The organism is Streptomyces canus (assembly GCF_041435015.1).
Taxonomy (GTDB): Bacteria; Actinomycetota; Actinomycetes; order Streptomycetales; family Streptomycetaceae; genus Streptomyces; species Streptomyces canus_G.
The window spans coordinates 1,413,915-1,430,620 of the sequence record NZ_CP107989.1 but is presented as its reverse complement, the minus strand read 5'-3'; the positions used below and the strand labels follow the sequence as shown (position 1 = coordinate 1,430,620).

The following is a 16,706-nucleotide window of genomic DNA, read 5'->3' as shown; positions in this document are numbered from 1 at the left end:
ACCGCACCGACATGAGCAAGCCGCAGAAGCAGATCCATCTGGCCGCACACTTCCCGGGCGTCAACAACACCACTGTGTGGAGCGACCCCGAGGCCGGCAGCCACATCGAGTTCAGCTCCTTCGCGCACTTCGCGAAGACCGCCGAACGCGCCAAGTTCGACTTCCTGTTCCTCGCCGAGGGCCTGCGTCTGCGGGAACAGGGAGGGAAGATCTACGACTTGGACGTCGTCGGCCGCCCCGACACCTTCACCGTCCTCGCCGCGCTGGCCGCCGTCACCGAGCACCTCGGCCTGACCGGCACCATCAACTCCACGTTCAACGAGCCCTACGAGGTGGCCCGCCAGTTCGCCAGCCTCGACCACCTCTCCGGCGGCCGCTCCGCGTGGAACGTCGTCACCTCCTGGGACGCCTTCACCGGCGAGAACTTCCGCCGCGGCGGCTTCCTGCCCCAGGAGGAGCGCTACTCCCGCGCCAAGGAGTTCCTCGCCACCACCCTGGAGCTCTTCGACTCCTGGCACGGCGACGAGATCCTCGCCGATCAGGCCTCGGGCGTGTTCCTGCGGGACGCGAAGGCCGGCTCCTTCGTCCACACCGGGCAACACTTCGACATCCACGGGCAGTTCAACGTCCCGCGCTCCCCGCAGGGCCGCCCGGTCGTCTTCCAGGCCGGCGACTCCGAGGAGGGCCGCGAGTTCGCAGCCTCCTCCGCCGACGCGATCTTCAGCCGGTACGCCACCCTCAAGGAGGGCCAGGCCTTCTACACCGACGTCAAGAACCGCCTCGCCAAGTACGGCCGTCGTCATGACCAGTTGCTGATTCTGCCCGCCGCCTCCTTCGCCCTCGCGGACACCGACGCCGAGGCCGAGGAACTGGCCCGGATCGTCAGGCGTCAGCAGGTCAGCGGCGCCACCGCGCTGAAGCACCTGGAGTTCGTCTGGAACCGGGACCTGTCGTCGTACGACCCCGAAGGACCGCTCCCCGACATCGAACCGGATGTCAGCGACGACCACATCTCCAAGGGGCGTGCCCAGGTCCGCATGTACCGGGACCCGCTGGCCACCGCTCGCGAATGGCGCGAACTGGCCGCCGCCAACAACTGGTCCATCCGCGACCTGGTCATCAACACCGGCAACCGGCAGAACTTCGTCGGCTCGCCGGAGACGATCGCCCGCACGATCAACGCGTACGTGCAGGCCGACGCGAGCGACGGCTTCATCCTCGTCCCGCACATCACCCCGACCGGTCTCGACGCCTTCGCCGACAAGGTCGTCCCGCTCCTCCAGGAACAGGGCGTCTTCCGCACCGAGTACGAGGGTCCGACCCTCCGCCATCACCTCGGCCTCGCCCACCCGGACGACGTCCGGGACGAGCAGCGGGTCGCATCGTGAAGCGAGGTCACTCCTCCCAGTCGAGCTGATGCCCGGGCGTACCCACCGACCGCCCGTACGCCACCGCTTCGGCGCGGCCCGCCTTGTCGCCGCGCCGATAGCGGAAGACCTTCCCCGCGAAGACGACCACGCGCTCGTCCCCGGCCGTGAAGTCGGCGTACCAGCCGTTCTCCGGCTCCAGCGCCGAGGCCAAGGCGTCGGCGAGCGTACCGACGTCCTCCCCGTCGGTCTCCCACTCGACGAGCGTCCACACCGGCGGCTGCGCGTCGCTCGCCCCGCCGATCTCGACCCTGCTGACCCTCCGCAACCGCAGTCCGCGCGGCTCGAACACCGCGCCGGGCCGAAGGCTCTCGCCGATGACGTATCCGGTGATCATGTGCTGACTCCCTGCTGATCGGGGGCTTCACGGAGGACGCTACGGCGCGTCCGACCTCATGTCATGATCGGCGCCATGGCCGTCCGAATCGACCTCGCCGATGTCAGCGACCTCCACCACGTCCTGGCGGACCACGCCCGCTACTGGGGCGAGCGCGACCTGCGCGCACTCCATCTCACGGCGCTGGTGCAGGAGTTCGGCTCCACCTGTCTGGTCGCCAGAGCCGAGGACGGTATCCGCGGCTACCTCTTCGGATTCGTCACCCCCGACCACACCGGCTACGTCCACCTGATCGCCACCCGCGACGACGCCCGCGGCACCGGCCTCGGCCGTACCCTCTACGAGGCGTTCACCGAGGCCGTCGGCGGTCAGGGAGCGGTCCGCCTCAAGGCGATCACCTCGGTCACCAACGAGGGCTCGATCGCCTTCCACCGCAGCCTCGGCTTCGACGCCCGTGTGGTGGAGGACTACGACGGCCCCGGCCGTCCCCGCGTCGTCTTCACCCGGGACCTGCGGTGAGGATCGCGTCGATCAGCGGGCCCAGCGAATCCTCGGGCGCCTGTCCCGCGGTGTCGACCACGAGGCGGTCCCGATGCCACGGCTCGTACTCCCCGTCGGCGATCTGCTGCCAGGTGGGCAGCGGCAGGTCCGGGATGTCCACCGAGCGCGACTTCACGCGACGCCGGTGCTCGTCCGGATCGGAGCAGACGACCTCCACCTCGACCACGGGCACCCCGGCCCTCGTCGCGGCGCCGCACCAGGCATCGCGCGTGATCGCCAGCGGGTTGACGGACTCCGCGACCACCGTGAGCCCCAGCCGCAGCTGCTCCTCGGCGAGGGCGTACCCCACGACATAGCCCACCGGCCCCACCGGATGCCGGGTCAGTCCGGAGCGGACGACCGCCTGCTCGATGGTGTCGACCCGCAGATGGACCGCGCCCGTCCTGGAGGCCAGGAGCCGCGCGAGGGTGGTCTTGCCGGTGGCAGGCAGGCCGCCGATGACGATCAGCATGGCCCCACCCTTGCACCCGGAACGCGGACGCCGTGTGGCCGGCGCACGTCTCCCTCCCCCGAAGGTGACGTGCGCCGGCCATTCCCCCGGCGCCGGACAGCGGTCCAGCCTCGCCCGTGCGGCCCGTCTGTGCTGTCACCAGCACATGACCGCGGTTTCCCCCGAACCCCACGCGGAGTACAGGCGCACACGGACGAAGTAGCGGCGGCCCTTCACGAGACGGGCCCTGATCGTGGCGTTGTGCGGAGTGCCTCCGTCGTCCCGGCCGATGAGATAGCGGGGTTCCCCGTCCCGCTCCTCGAAGACCACGACCACGGTGTCGCTGTCGCCGAAGGTCCCCACGGTGTACTCGCGGGTCTCCGGCGGTTCCACGGTGAAGTCGGCCTGCTCACCCGGTCCGAGCCCGAGCGGCGCGGACCGGAAGGGCACCAGCGCCGGCGGCCGGGTCGGCTCGGTCGGCGGGTACCAGCGCAGGACGTACTCCTTGTCGGCGGCCGACAGGGTGCCGGGCGGGTCGAGGCCCGCGCGGAACTGCTCCGGCTCCAGGATCAGTCCCGCCTCGAAGGCGTACTCCATGATCGACTGTGGGTCCCAGACGGTGCCGTTCACCTCGTCCGGGTCGAGCTTGCGCAGGATGTTGTAGAACGTCCGGTCCCGGCTCCAGAAGTTCGGCGGGCCCGCCAGATCGGCGTAGACGGCCTCGTCGTCCCAGTGGATCCCGGCGAACGGACTCTGGTGTTCGTGCAGCATGCCGAGCGCGTGCCCGATCTCGTGCAGGGCCGTCCCGCGTCCCCCGGGCGCGGTCAGGTCCCAGCCGAAGTTCATGGTGCGCTCGTTCAGACCGACCTGGAGCGCGTCCCTGCCCACCGTCGACCAGGAGCCGTCGCCGAGCTGGAACCCGATGCGCAGTTCGGCCTCCGAGCGGTCGCCGACCTCGGTGATCGTGACGCCGATCCCGAGGCCCCGCCACTCCTGGAAGCACTCGCGCACCACGTCCCGCTGCTCCTTGGCTCCGACCCACGACACCGGACGGGACTGCCCCGTCCCCGGAACCGGAATGACCGACCCGTCGGTGTCGCCGTCGAAGAAGCAGTAGTGCAGGACCGTGCTGTTGACCCACATCCGGCCGCCGCCGATGAGCGCACTCAGCCGCTCGGCGGCCAGCCCCGGGGCGAACGCCGGAGCCGACTGCTGCGCGAGTGAGCAGTAGCGTGCGGTCATGGGGTTCAGCGTGCCGTGAGGCGTCTCGGGGCGCCTGAGTCGGGGGCTACTCAAGTCCCCCTGTATCAGGACTGAGTAGCGGTGCTCTTGCTTCCGTGATGACATTCGAACGGGACCCGAAGACCCTGGAGCTGCCCTGGCCGTTCACCGGGCGGGAGGACGAACTCGAGCTGGTCCGCAGGTCTGTCGCCGGGGGACGGCACGGCATCGTGGTCACCGGTCCCGCGGGCCGGGGCAAGACCCGGCTCGTCACGGAGGCCGTGCGCGGCACCGACTGTGCCAGGGTGGCGGGCACGCCCGAGACCCGTGGGCTCCCGTTCGCCGCCTTCGCGCACCTTGTCCCGGAGACCGCGTCCCTGCACCGCGCGGTCCAACTCCTGTCGGGCGTACGACTGTTGCTCGTCGACGACGCCCATCTGCTGGACGACGCCTCGGCGGCCCTGGTCCACCAGCTCGCCGTGCACGGCCGCACCCGTCTGCTGGTCGTCGCCACGGACGGGGCCCGTGCACCGGGCGCGATCTCCCGTCTGTGGACCGGAGAACTCCTGCCGCGCCTCGCCCTGGAGCCGTTGCCCCGCGAGGAGACCGCGCAGTTGCTCGCTTCCGGCGTCGGCGGCCTCGAAGCCCTCACCGTCAGCCGGCTGTACCGCATGTGCCGGGGCGATCTGCGACTGCTGCGCGAGGTGGTGGACGCGGTGCGCGAGGAGGACCGGATGGCCCGGGTCCCGGACTCGACCGAATCGGAGTGGCGCGGCCCGGTGCCGATCACCGCGACCGTGCGCGAGCGTACCGCGCACCTCCTCGACCGCACGGGTCCCGGCGAGCGCGAGACCCTGGACCGTCTGGCCTTCGGCGAGCCGCTCCCCGTGGACGCCGGCACGCTCGACCTGGACGCCCTGGAGCGTCTGGAGGCCGACGGTCTGGTCCACGTCGACGAGCAGGGCACCGCCCGCCTCGCCCACCCGCTCCACGCCCCGGTGCTGCGAGCCGCCGCCGGACGCCTGAAGGCTCTGCGCCTGGCCCCCACCCCGGCCGACTGCGCGGCGGCCCTGGAGACCGAGACGGCCGCCCTGGCCCGGGCGATCGGCGAGAGGGACGTACGCGCCGTCTTCGCGCCGGTGGGGGAGTGGCTCCTGGACGAAGGCGCCGGCGTACCGGCCCGGCACGCCGCGGTACGGGCACGGTTCGCACGCCTGCGGGGGGAACTGCGGGAGGCCGCGGCCTGGGCGAGGGAGGGACTGCGAGCCGCTGCCGATGATCCGGCCTGCCGTCTCGAACTCGCCCTGGCCGCGGCACAGTCGGGACACCCGGAGCTCGCGGCACCTCCGGCCGGCCCGGACGTCGACCGATCCTCTGAGCCCTCGACCGGGTCCGACGACAGGGCCGCCGTCGTCCCGGCCGGGTCCACGGCACCGGACTCCGTCGAGTCCCGAGGCGGGTCCAGTGACAGTCGATTCGCCGGCCCCCTCCAACCTCGCGCGGCCGTCGTCGACTCCAGTACCCCCCCACTCACCGCGCCCCCCACCGGGTCGAGCGGCGCAGCCGACTCGCGGGAGGTCGCGGGCGGTTCGGCGGTCACCTGGTGGGCCGCCGCCCGCGGTGATCTCGACGCGGCGCTCGGCACGGTCGGCGAGGATCCGTACGACGCCGTCCGGCTCGGCGCGCCCGAGCGGGCCGTCGGCCGGCTGACCGGCGTCTTCGCCGAACACGCCGACGCGCTCGCCCACGACGACGGTCCCGCCCTCGACCGGGCGGCGCAAGCGCTGGAGGAGCGCGGCTTCCTGCTCTTCGCCGCCGAGGCGTACGCCCAGGCCGTACGGTCGCACCGCGACCCCGGTGCCGCCCGCACCTCACGCACCCGAGCCGTCGCCCTGGCCCGGCGCTGCCAGGGCGCCCGCACCCCGGCCCTGTCCGGGCTGGTCCTCGGCGAACTCACCGCCCGGCAGCGGCAGATCGTCACCCTCGCGGCCGCCGGCCTGAGCAACCGCCAGATCGCGGAGAAGCTCACCCTGTCGATCCGCACCGTCGGCAACCACCTCTACAGCGCGTACGCCCGCCTCGGTGCGAGCGACCGCGACGCGCTGCCGTGCCTGGTCGAGCTGCCGGAGGCACAGCCGGCCTGAGCCGTACCCGGACCGGGGCGGTCTGACCCCCAGTATTCGGGGGAGGGGTCAGGCCGCCCCACACTTCACGCACCCCCGGGGCATCACGCCGCCCCGAACGCCGAGAACGCCCACCCCGTCGCCTGATGCACCGAGTCCCCCGGCAGCGAGGCCCGCGCGTCGCGCAACGCCTCCGCCATCGACGCCCCCGCACTGAGCCCCTTGTGCAGCGTGAGCATCAACGGCACGACCGCCTCGTCGTTGACCGGCGCGCTGCACGCCACCACTCCCGCCGTGCCCAGCGGCAGCAGCGCGGTGACCAGACCGAGCAGTTCGTCCGCACCCACCGAGGCGAACCGGGCGGTGTCGCAGCACGACAGGATGATCCGGTACGGGCTGCGGTCCAGGCGCTCGAAGTCGTGGACGATGAGCGGCCCGTCGGCCATCCGCAACGCCGAGAACAACGGGCTGTCCGCACGGAACGTGCCGTGCGCGGCGATGTGCGCCAGCGCCGCCCCGTCCAGTTCCGCCAACACCCGCGGCACGCGCGCGTCGTCGTACTCCAGGACGGTCGCGGACCCGTGGCGCCCGGCCAGTTCGGGCACCTCGGCGCCCCCGCTCGCGAGGCCCGGCCCGCGCACGAGCACCTGACGCCCGCCCGGCGGCGGCACGGTCTCCCTCGCCCGCAGCCAGCTGCTCGCCGACGGCGACACACTGAACACCCGTTCCCGCAGCGAGGGCAGCAGCGCCCACGGCACCCGGTGCAGCCGCCCCGGCGGCACCACCACGACCGGTCCGGAGCCGAGCTGTGCCGCGGCCGGCCCGAGCAGCAGCTCCTCCAGCCGCCGTCCGGCCGCCTCCACCACCGGAAGCCGCGCCTCCGCCCCCGGATGGGCCAGTCGCCTCAGCCCCGCCTGGACATGCTCCGCCTCGCGCTCCGCGTCGGCCAGCAACCCGCCCTCGAACCGCCGCACCCGCCCCTGCGCGCACAGCAGCACCTGAACACGCCCGTCGAGCACGGCCAGTTCGACCAGCCGTACGTCGTCACCGAGCCGTTCCAGCAGCCTGCGCGGGTCGAACCGGTAGCCGTCACCGGGTGCGTCTCCCCGCATGTGGAGGGTCCGGGAGCGGATCTCCCGTTCCAGGCGCCGCTGTTCACGCTCCAGCGTCGGCACCGGCCGGCCCTCCATCCGGGCCGCCTCCGCCCGGGCCGCGATCTCCCGGAACGCGGTCAAACCACTGAGCAGTTCAGGATCGGCGGGCGGGCGGGTCGGCGGCGCGGACAACACCGTGGCACGCCAGCGCTCGCTCCACACCAGCAGCCGCCGCGGCCCGCCCGAGGCGAGCGAGGCCCGCGCGGCGAGGCCGGCCAGCTCGGCGCCCTGAGCGGTGGCCCGCGCCCGCAGTTCCGAGGCGCCGAGCGTCGTACGGTGGTCGTCGAGCACGTCCAGACCCCGGCGACAGGCCTCGAGCACCCGCCGGTCGGAGCCCACGGCCCGCGCCCACAGCGCCTGCGCCGCCCACCCCGTCATCCGCGCCAGCGGCGGCCCGCTGTGCCGGCTGCGGGCCGCCACCTCCAGATGCCGCTGGGCGTCCTCCCGCCACCCCAGACCGAGCGCGATCCGGCCCGCGAGCAGCGAGGCCTCCGGGGCGGCCGGCGCGCCGAAGGAGGCCAGCCGGTCGGCGACCGCGACCGCGTCCGCGACCAGCCGGCCCGAGCCGCGCCCCGCGGCGACCCGCGCCTCGATCAGCACCAGCCGCGCATGGGTCTCCCACCAGGTGCGCCGCTGCCCCGCGAACAGTCGTACGGCCAAGTCGGCGCGCGCGATCGCGGTGTGGGCGTCCCCCGCGAGCCGGGCCGCCCGCGCCGCGGCGAGCAGCAGCTCCGCCTTGCGGGTGGACTGCCCGCCGATCCCGTCCAGCACCCCGATCGCCGCGTCCGCCTCCGCGAGCGCCTCCGGGGCGAGCCCCGCCGCCATCAGGACCTCGCAGCGCCTGATGTTGAGCATGAACATCGGCGTGCCGAGCTTGGCGTACCGCTCCTGCGCCTCGTCGAGCAGCCGCAGCGCGGCGGGGATGTTCCCCGACCGGTACGCGGCCAGCCCTCGGCTCTCCACCGCGTCGGCCTTGTCGTGCTCCTGGCCCGTGGTGTCCCACAGCGCCTCCGCCGCCGTGAAGTCGGCGTCCGCCCGCTCCACCGCCCCGAGCGCCAGATGCACGGTGGCCCGCAGGGTCAGCGCCCGCGCCGTCCAGATCACGTCGTCGGCCTGCCGCAGCACCGGAACCGCCCGCCGTACGTCCTCCAGCGCCGCCCGGTGATGCCCGAGGACCCAGGACGCGTAGGCGCGCCGGAACAGAACACGCGCGCGGGTGTGGCCGCTGCCGACCTCGACCCCCCGCTCCAGCGCCGCGAGACCCTCCCGGGTCCGCCCGGCGTGGACCAGCGCCACACCGAGCGCGGCCAGCACGTCCGCCTCCCGGTCGGCCGACTCCGCCCGCGCCGCGAGATCGCGGGCCCGGCGCAGATGGTCCAGGGCGATCCGCATGTCGCCCCAGTCCCGCTGCCAGATGCCGATCACCTGGTGGGCGACGGAGGCGTGCAGCGGTGAGGGATCCGAGCCGAGTACTTCCTCTGCCCTCGCCAGCGCCTGGTTGGGCGCGGCGAACACCATCGGCAGCAGTTCGAGAACCGAGTCGCTTCCCGCTGTCACTCCATGGATGGTAGTGGCCCAGGTGGCAGGCCACACCGGTTTGGCGCTGTATCAATCACCGTCCCCGCGGCTCTGACTGACGACCGCCGCCTCAGTGGGAGGAAACGCCATGGCACCTCAGCGATTCCACGAGCAGTTCGACCAGATCCAGCGCTCCATGCCCGACGTCCCGCTGGCACTGGGACCCGACGACGCCTCGGAGTTCATCTACGAGAAGGGGGTCGTGCTCGCCCGCGACGGACGCGACGCGGCACTCGTCGAGGAGACCGTCCGCAGCCACTTCACTGCAGCGACCGGTCTGACCGGCGACTACGTGCGCCGGGACAGCCCCGAGACCAACCGCTCGGGCATCACCCGGATCAAGGTCGGCGACCCGGGCCACGGCGACCGGCGCGGCGACCGTGCCGTCACCCACGCCCTGCGCGCCATGAGCGAACGCGAGGGACGCGCAGGACACCGGCTGATCAGCCGCAACCACGTGGTGTCGATCGCGGTCAACTCCTGCCCCGGCGACGAGCCCGTGCCCGCCGCGCTCAGCCAGGGCACCAACCCGGCCCCCGCGGAAGCCGGTCACGACCCCGACACCGCCGTGGGCGTCCTCGTCGTCGACAACGGTCTCACCCACGACCACGGCCTCGTCCCGCTGCTGGCCCACGTCGACGGCGACCTGCACGGCACCGAGACCGACGGGTCCGGCAACCTCCTCCAGTACGTCGGCCACGGCACGTTCATCGCCGGTGTCCTCGCGGCCGTCGCGCCCAACACCGACATCACCGTCCGCAGCACCCTCAACGACGCGGGCGCCATCCTGGAGTCCGAGCTCGGCGAGAAACTCTTCGAGGCCGTCGCCGACGGCTGGCCCGACCTCATCAGCCTCTCCGCGGGCACCTCCAACGGCCGCAGCGACGGACTGCTCGGCATGGACTCCTTCATGCAGGAACTGCGCGCCCACGGCACCCTGTTGGTGGCCGCGGCCGGCAACAACGCCAGCGCCAGCCCCTTCTGGCCCGCCGCCTACGCCGATCTGCCCGAGTACCAGGACGTCGTCCTGTCGGTCGGCGCGCTGCGCGGCGACGGCGAGTTCGGCGCCTGCTTCAGCAACCATGGCTCCTGGGTGAAGGTCTACGCCCCCGGCGAGCGGCTCACCAGCGCCCTCACCGGCTTCGAGGCTCCCGTGCCGTACCTCTACCAGCACTCCACGTACGAGGCCTGCAGGTTCGGGTTCACCTACGTGTGCACCTGCCAGTCCCCTTCCCACGTCGGCGTGTTGAGCGAGGACGGCACCACGGCCAAGCCGGACCAGGTGATGTTCGAGGGGTACGCGCACTGGAGCGGCACCTCCTTCGCGACCCCGGTCGTGGCCGGCCTGGTCGCTGCCCACATGACCGCGAACAAGGAGACCGACCCGCGCGCCGCCCGGCAGCAGCTGCTGGCCACGAACACGCAGTTCGCCGAAGTGCGCGGGGCGCACGTACCGGCGCTGAGGCCGGCCGGCTGGCGCCCGGTGCCGGTCGTGCAGCGCCCTGTCGGCGCATGAGGGCCGGAGTGGCCCCTTCCACGGCGTACGATGACTGGCCGTACACGAGGGGTGGGGCCGTGGACCGAGCAGATGTCGGTGCGCTGGTCCAGTCCGCCGTCGACGGTGACGCGGCGGCCTGGAAAGCGCTCGTGGAAGGGCTGAGCCCACTGGTGTGGTCCGTCGTGCGCGCGCACCGGCTCTCCGACGCCGACGCGCACGAGGTGTACCAGACCGTGTGGTTCCGCTTCGCCCAGCACCTCGGGCGGATCCGCGAACCCGACAAGGCCAAGTCCTGGCTGGCGAGCACCGCGCGCCACGAGAGCCTGAAGGTGCTCAAGAGCTTAAGGCGGCTGACCGTCACGGACGATCCGCAGCTCCTGGACCGGATCAGCGAGGACCGTACACCCGAGCAGTCGTTCATCGACTCCGAGGAGGCCGCCGCCCAGAGCGAGCGCGTCCGGTACCTGTGGCAGGAGTTCGAGGAACTCGGCGAGCGCTGTCGTCAGTTGCTGCGCATCCTGATGGCCTCGCCGAAGCCCGGCTACCAGGAGGTGTCCGCCGCCCTGGGTATCGCGGTGGGCAGCATCGGACCACTGCGCCAGCGCTGCCTGAGGCGGTTGCGGGCGCGGCTCGAAGCCCGGGGGGCGGTATGAGCGACATGAACGACGAGCAGAACGATCAGGACGCGGTCTTCGACGAAGAGGCGTCGCCGGACGAGGAGTTCGCCCTCGAACTGCTGGAAGAGGAACTCCGGCAGGCGACGGCCATCCTGGACCCCGTACCGCCCGCCCTGCGGCAGATCGCCGTCGAGGCGTTCGCGCTGCACGACCTGGACAGCAGGATCGCCGAACTCGCCTTCGACTCGGTGGTGGACGCCCTTCCGGTGAGGGGAGCGACGGGGGCGCCGCGGATGCTGACCTTCCACGCGGGCGAGGTGACGGTCGACGTCGAACTCACCCCGCAGGGCCTCATGGGGCAGGTGCTGCCACCCCAGTCGGCCCGGATCGAGGTGCTCAGCGGTCCCCAGGCCGGCTCGCCGCTCGCCACCGACGACATGGGGCGCTTCCTCTACGAGGTGTCGCCCGCCGGTCCCTTCGCCCTGCGGCTGCGCACCGGCGAAGGAGTGATCGTCACCGACTGGCTCACCGTCTGAACCGCGCGTCAGGAGACTCCAGAGCGTCCACGAGAGCGGCGAGTGCCTGCGCGAGCCGGTGGATCCCCGGCCCCGGGGGTCCGCCCGGTTCCGTCATGTACGTGTCCCGCCGAATCTCCACCATCAGGGCACTCACGCGGGGTTCGCGGCCGTAGAACTCCAGCGGCACGTACGTCCCAGCGAACGGGCTGTCCAGCCCGACGTCCCCGAACGCCTCGCGGGCCGCGGTGAGCAGTTCGGGCGGGGTGTGGAAGGAGTCGGTGCCGAGGCAGACCGGCGGCCGTGGCCCCTGGCCGTGCAGCTCGTAGGGCAGCGGCGCGCTGGGATAGGAGTGCACGTCGATGACGACCGCCCGGCCGGTGACGGCCAGCCGCTGGGCCACGGCGTCGGTCATCGCCCGGGCGTACGGCCGGAAGTAGCGCGCGAGGAGCGGCTCGGGGTCGGTGTCCGCGGGCCGCAGCTCCTCCCCGTGCGTGGTCCGCGTGTACACGGCCCCCATCCCCACGGCGAGCATCTCCTCCCGCTCGTCCGGAAACCGCTCGGGATCGACGACCAGCCGCGAGAGCCGGTTCACGAACCGCCACGGCGTCAGGCGGGCCTGACGGGCCGTCTCCTCGGCGAGCCGAGCCGTGTGCGCGTCGACGATGTGATCGAGCTCCCGCTCCAGCGCGACGTCGTCCAGCACGATCCCGGCCCGCACCTCGGCCGGTATCTCCCGCCCCGAGTGCGGCACATGGAGGATCACCGGCGACCGCTCGGCACCGGGAAACAGGTCGAACGAGGGCATACGGCTGCTCCCGGGGCGTTGTCAGTGGCGTGGTGCACCATCTCAGCATGAACATCAGCAACCAGCAGGTGACGGCCCACTCGTTCCTCGAGGCGCTCTACCGCGACGGCTACTACCCCGACCGCGCGGTGGACCGGGGCAAGGAGATCCTGCTGCGGCTGTGCGAGCGGATCGAGGCGGACCGGCCCGCCGACCTGGCCGCGCTGTACGTGCTGACCCAGGCGGCCACCGAGGAGTTCAACGACCTGCAGGACGACGACTTCGACATCGAGACCGTGGCCCGCGAGGAGATAGCCGAGAACTTCTGGTTCGTGGCCGACGCCTACGGCTTCGCGGACGCCGACGTCGAGGAGCTCATCGCGACCCGGGACTGGTGAGAGATCCTCGCCGCGGACTCGCGGCCTCCCCACGGCGGAGACGACCCCGCCCCGGCCGGACAGTTGCCGGTCGGGGCGGGGTCACGGAGCGAGCCCGGGTCAGCTCAGGGACGCCAGCGTCTCGTTCCACGTCGTCGACGGGCGCATGACCTTCGCGGCCTTGGCCGGGTCGGGCTGGTAGTAGCCGCCGATGTCGGCGGGCTTGCCCTGGACGGCGTTCAGCTCTTCGACGATCTTCTGCTCGCGCGCGGCGAGCGTCTCGGCGAGCGGGGCGAAGGCCTTCGCCAGGTCCGCGTCGTCGGTCTGCGCGGCCAGCTCCTGGGCCCAGTACAGGGACAGGTAGAAGTGGCTGCCGCGGTTGTCGATGCCGCCGACGCGACGGGTCGGGGACTTGTCCTCGTTGAGGAAGGTCGCCGTGGCGCGGTCGAGGGTGTCGGCGAGGACCTTCGCGCGGGAGTTGCCCGTGAAGTCGGCGTACTGCTCCAGGGACGGGACCAGCGCGAAGAACTCACCGAGGGAGTCCCAGCGCAGGTAGTCCTCCTTGACCAGCTGCTGGACGTGCTTCGGCGCGGAGCCGCCGGCGCCCGTCTCGAACAGGCCGCCGCCCGCCATCAGCGGGACGACCGACAGCATCTTGGCGCTGGTGCCCAGCTCCAGGATCGGGAACAGGTCGGTGAGGTAGTCGCGCAGCACGTTGCCGGTGACGGAGATGGTGTCCTCGCCGCGGCGGATGCGTTCCACCGACAGCTTGGTGGCCTCGACCGGGTTCAGGACGCGGATGTCCAGGCCCTCGGTGTCGTGCTCGGTCAGGTACTGCTCGACCTTGGCGATCAGGTTGGCGTCGTGGGCGCGGGTCTCGTCGAGCCAGAACACCGCCGGGTTGCTGGTCGCGCGGGCGCGGGTGACGGCCAGCTTCACCCAGTCGCGGATCGGGGCGTCCTTGGTCTGGCAGGCGCGGAAGATGTCGCCGGCGGAGACCGTCTGCTCGATGACGGCGGTGCCGTTCCGGTCGACGAGGCGGACCGTGCCGGTGGTCCGGATCTCGAAGGTCTTGTCGTGGGAGCCGTACTCCTCGGCCTTCTGCGCCATGAGGCCGACGTTCGGGACGGAGCCCATGGTCGACGGGTCGTAGGCGCCGTTGGCACGGCAGTCCTCGATCACGGCCTGGTAGACACCGGCGTACGACGAGTCCGGCAGGACCGCGAGGGTGTCGGCCTCCTGGCCGTCCGGGCCCCACATGTGGCCGGAGGTGCGGATCATGGCCGGCATCGAGGCGTCCACGATCACGTCGGACGGCACGTGCAGGTTGGTGATGCCCTTGTCGGAGTCGACCATCGCCAGGGCCGGGCCCTCGGCGAGCTCGGCGTCGAAGGAGGCCTTGATCTCGGCGCCCTCGGGCAGGGACTCCAGGCCCTTGTGGATGCCGCCCAGACCGTCGTTCGGGGTCAGGCCGGCCGCGGCGAGCGTCTGGCCGTACTGCGCGAAGGTCTTCGGGAAGAACGCGCGCACCACGTGACCGAAGATGATCGGGTCGGAGACCTTCATCATCGTGGCCTTCAGGTGCACGGAGAACAGCACGTCCTCGGCCTTGGCGCGGGCGATCTGCGCGGTGAGGAACTCCCGCAGCGGGGCCACGTGCAGCACCGAGGCGTCGACGACCTCGCCCTCGAGAACCGGTACGGACTCGCGCAGCACGGTGGTGGAGCCGTCGTCGCCGACCAGTTCGATCCGCAGCGAGCCGGCCTCGGAGATCACCACGGACTTCTCGGTGGAGCGGAAGTCGTCCACGCCCATGGTCGCCACGTTGGTCTTGGACTCCGACGACCAGGCGCCCATGCGGTGCGGGTGGTTCTTGGCGTAGTTCTTGACCGAGGCGGGGGCGCGGCGGTCGGAGTTGCCCTCACGCAGGACGGGGTTCACGGCGGAACCCTTGACCTTGTCGTAGCGGGCCTGGATGTCCCGCTCCTCGTCGGTCTTCGGGTCGTCCGGGTAGTCCGGCAGCGCGTAGCCCTGGGCCTGAAGCTCGGCCACGGCGGCCTTGAGCTGCGGGATCGACGCCGAGATGTTCGGCAGCTTGATGATGTTGGCCTCGGGCGTCTTGGCCAGTTCGCCCAGCTCGTGCAGGGCGTCCGGGATCCGCTGGTCCTCGGTCAGGTACTCCGGGAACACGGCGATGATGCGTCCGGCCAGCGAGATGTCCCGCGTCTCCACGGAGACACCCGCCTGCGAGGCGTACGCCTGGACCACCGGCAGGAAGGAATACGTCGCCAGGGCCGGGGCCTCGTCAGTGTGCGTATAGATGATGGTCGAGTCAGTCACCGGGTGCTCCGCTCCACGTCTGCAACATTGCTCGACATCAAGATATCTCGTGATCCCGCCGACCTCGACAGCGGTCCTCGCCTACTTCCGAAGATCCTGCACATCCCCGGGGCAACCGAAGCATCCGATCTTGTGGTCATGCAGGGTGATCGCACTCATCCGACGGCCGGACCCGACCACCCGGCCGCCCGAGGGAAAGCAGACCATGAGATATCGCACCAGAGTGACGGCCCCGGCAGCTCTGCTCGGCACCGTGGCGGCCCTGTCCGTGGCCTCCCCGGCGCACGCGGACCCGGAGACCGGCACCCCTGGCCCGGAGACCCTCGGGGATCCCGTCTTCCCGGGCCTAGGCAATGACGGCTACCGCGTCCTTGCCTATCACCTCGACCTCGCGTACGACGCCACGACCCGGCTCGTCGACGCGACGGCGACCCTGACGCTCACCCCCACCCAGGAGCTGAGCCGCCTCTCCCTGGACGCGCTGGGCCTCGACGTGCACGAGGTGCTGCTCGACGGCGTCCCGGCCGCCCGGGAGCAGGCCGGCGAGAAGCTGCGGATCACCCCGGCCGTCCCCCTGGCCGCGCACACCACGGCGACCGTGACCGTGACGTACACGGCGGACCCGCGGGCCGCCCTCGCCCACACCGCCTGGGTGCCCACCCCGGACGGCTTCGCGATCTGCCCCCAGCCCAATACGGCGCACACCGTCTTCCCGTGCAACGACCACCCCTCGGACAAGGCGGACTTCACCATCCGCATCACCGTCCCTGCCGGACTCAAGGGCGTCGCGAGCGGCCACCTGGTGAGCACCGAGGACCTCGGCGACGGCCGGACCGCGTACTGCTACCGGTCCCGGGAGCCGATCGCCACCGAGATCGTGCAGATCACGGTCGGCGACTACGTGATCAAGGATCGGCAGGGGCCGCACGGACTCCCGCTCAGGGACGTCGTCCCGACCGCCCGGGCCACCGCTTTGGAGCCCGCGCTCGCCCTCACCCCGAACCTGGTGAGCTGGATCGAACAGCGGCTCGGGGCCTTCCCGTTCGAGACGTACGGCCTGCTGCCGTGCAACAACGACGCCTCGAACGCCTTCGACTTCACGGGTCTGGAGACCCAGACCCTCACCCTGTACAAGCCGAACTTCCTGCTCCAGGCGGAGAAGAGCATCGGCTCGCACATGATGCACGAGCTGGTCCACTCCTACTTCGGCAACAGCGTGAGCCCGGCCACCTGGTCCGACCTGTGGCTCAACGAGGGCCACGCCGACTTCTACGGGCTGCTCTACCGCTACGAGCGCGGCTGGGCCGACTCCCTCGGTCTGACCACGATGGAAGCCCGCATGAAGGACACCTACGCGCGCGGCGACCAGTGGCGCAGGTCCTCGGGCCCGGTCGCCGCCCCGAACGAGGCGAACCTCTTCGACAGCCAGCGCTACCTGGGCGGCGTCCTCGTCCTGTACGCACTGCGCCAGCAGGTCGGCGAGAGCGTCTTCAGCGCGATCGAGTCCACCTTCCTGGAGCGCTTCCGCAACGCCTCGGCGTCGACCGGCGACTACATCGCCGTCGCCTCGGAGGTCTCCGGCACCGACCAGTCCGGCTTCCTGCGGGACTGGCTCTACGGCACCAAGACCCCGAGGATGCCCGGCCACCCGGACTGGACGGTGACGCCGGCCGGCTCCGCGCTGCGGCAGCCGCAGAACCGGACGGACGGCCACTGGCACGACAACTCGGCGACCCTCTAG

14 protein-coding genes are annotated in these 16,706 nt (G+C 71.8%); 8 read left to right on the top strand and 6 right to left on the bottom strand.

Annotated features, from left to right (window positions below; all coding sequences use genetic code 11):
• Positions 1-11: 11 nt before the first annotated feature.
• Entirely contained in the window at positions 12-1,388 is a 1,377-nt protein-coding gene (locus OG841_RS06685) for an NtaA/DmoA family FMN-dependent monooxygenase (protein ID WP_371564000.1), read from the top strand.
• 7 nt (positions 1,389-1,395) lie between these two features.
• Here OG841_RS06685 and OG841_RS06680 read toward each other — a convergent pair whose 3' ends face one another.
• Positions 1,396-1,764: a hypothetical protein gene (locus OG841_RS06680; protein ID WP_371563998.1), complete on the bottom strand. Its 369-nt coding sequence runs from the start codon at positions 1,762-1,764 to the stop codon at positions 1,396-1,398.
• 75 nt (positions 1,765-1,839) lie between these two features.
• On the opposite strand from OG841_RS06680, the gene OG841_RS06675 reads away from it, so the two are divergent.
• Positions 1,840-2,283 (top strand): GNAT family N-acetyltransferase, encoded by a 444-nt coding sequence (locus OG841_RS06675; protein WP_328642310.1) that lies wholly within the window; start codon positions 1,840-1,842, stop codon positions 2,281-2,283.
• On the opposite strand, the gene OG841_RS06670 is transcribed toward OG841_RS06675, so the two are convergent.
• Entirely contained in the window at positions 2,264-2,776 is a 513-nt protein-coding gene (locus OG841_RS06670; RefSeq protein ID WP_371563995.1) for an AAA family ATPase, read from the bottom strand. The genes OG841_RS06675 and OG841_RS06670 overlap by 20 nt on opposite strands.
• Before the next feature lie 135 nt (positions 2,777-2,911).
• A complete protein-coding gene (gene absR1, locus OG841_RS06665; protein WP_371563993.1) occupies positions 2,912-3,997 on the bottom strand; it encodes a beta-glucuronidase AbsR1 in 1,086 nt (361 codons plus the stop codon).
• Positions 3,998-4,095: 98 nt separating this feature from the next.
• On the opposite strand from absR1, the gene OG841_RS06660 reads away from it, so the two are divergent.
• A complete protein-coding gene (locus tag OG841_RS06660; RefSeq protein ID WP_328642313.1) occupies positions 4,096-6,120 on the top strand; it encodes a LuxR C-terminal-related transcriptional regulator in 2,025 nt (674 codons plus the stop codon).
• 83 nt (positions 6,121-6,203) lie between these two features.
• Here OG841_RS06660 and OG841_RS06655 read toward each other — a convergent pair whose 3' ends face one another.
• Positions 6,204-8,771, bottom strand: coding sequence for a CHAT domain-containing protein (locus OG841_RS06655; protein WP_328643723.1), 2,568 nt, complete (start codon positions 8,769-8,771; stop codon positions 6,204-6,206).
• A gap of 148 nt (positions 8,772-8,919) precedes the next feature.
• On the opposite strand from OG841_RS06655, the gene OG841_RS06650 reads away from it, so the two are divergent.
• The 3 genes from OG841_RS06650 to OG841_RS06640 are packed head-to-tail and all read left to right on the top strand — an operon-like array spanning position 8,920 to position 11,482.
• A complete protein-coding gene (locus tag OG841_RS06650; protein WP_328642314.1) occupies positions 8,920-10,347 on the top strand; it encodes a S8/S53 family peptidase in 1,428 nt (475 codons plus the stop codon).
• A gap of 59 nt (positions 10,348-10,406) precedes the next feature.
• On the top strand, positions 10,407-10,982 hold the full coding sequence (locus OG841_RS06645) for an RNA polymerase sigma factor (RefSeq protein WP_266392925.1): 576 nt from the start codon (positions 10,407-10,409) through the stop codon (positions 10,980-10,982).
• A gap of 5 nt (positions 10,983-10,987) precedes the next feature.
• A complete protein-coding gene (locus tag OG841_RS06640) occupies positions 10,988-11,482 on the top strand; it encodes a hypothetical protein (protein ID WP_328643724.1) in 495 nt (164 codons plus the stop codon).
• On the opposite strand, the gene OG841_RS06635 is transcribed toward OG841_RS06640, so the two are convergent.
• Complete coding sequence (locus tag OG841_RS06635; RefSeq protein ID WP_328642315.1) at positions 11,472-12,269, bottom strand: N-formylglutamate amidohydrolase; 798 nt, start codon at positions 12,267-12,269, stop codon at positions 11,472-11,474. The genes OG841_RS06640 and OG841_RS06635 overlap by 11 nt on opposite strands.
• 47 nt (positions 12,270-12,316) lie before the next feature.
• Between OG841_RS06635 and OG841_RS06630 the strand changes: the two genes are divergently transcribed.
• Positions 12,317-12,646: a DUF5713 family protein gene (locus tag OG841_RS06630; RefSeq protein ID WP_328642316.1), complete on the top strand. Its 330-nt coding sequence runs from the start codon at positions 12,317-12,319 to the stop codon at positions 12,644-12,646.
• 99 nt (positions 12,647-12,745) lie between these two features.
• On the opposite strand, the gene OG841_RS06625 is transcribed toward OG841_RS06630, so the two are convergent.
• A complete protein-coding gene (locus OG841_RS06625; RefSeq protein ID WP_328642317.1) occupies positions 12,746-14,965 on the bottom strand; it encodes an NADP-dependent isocitrate dehydrogenase in 2,220 nt (739 codons plus the stop codon).
• Positions 14,966-15,170: 205 nt separating this feature from the next.
• On the opposite strand from OG841_RS06625, the gene OG841_RS06620 reads away from it, so the two are divergent.
• Positions 15,171-16,706 (top strand): M1 family metallopeptidase, encoded by a 1,536-nt coding sequence (locus OG841_RS06620; RefSeq protein ID WP_328642318.1) that lies wholly within the window; start codon positions 15,171-15,173, stop codon positions 16,704-16,706.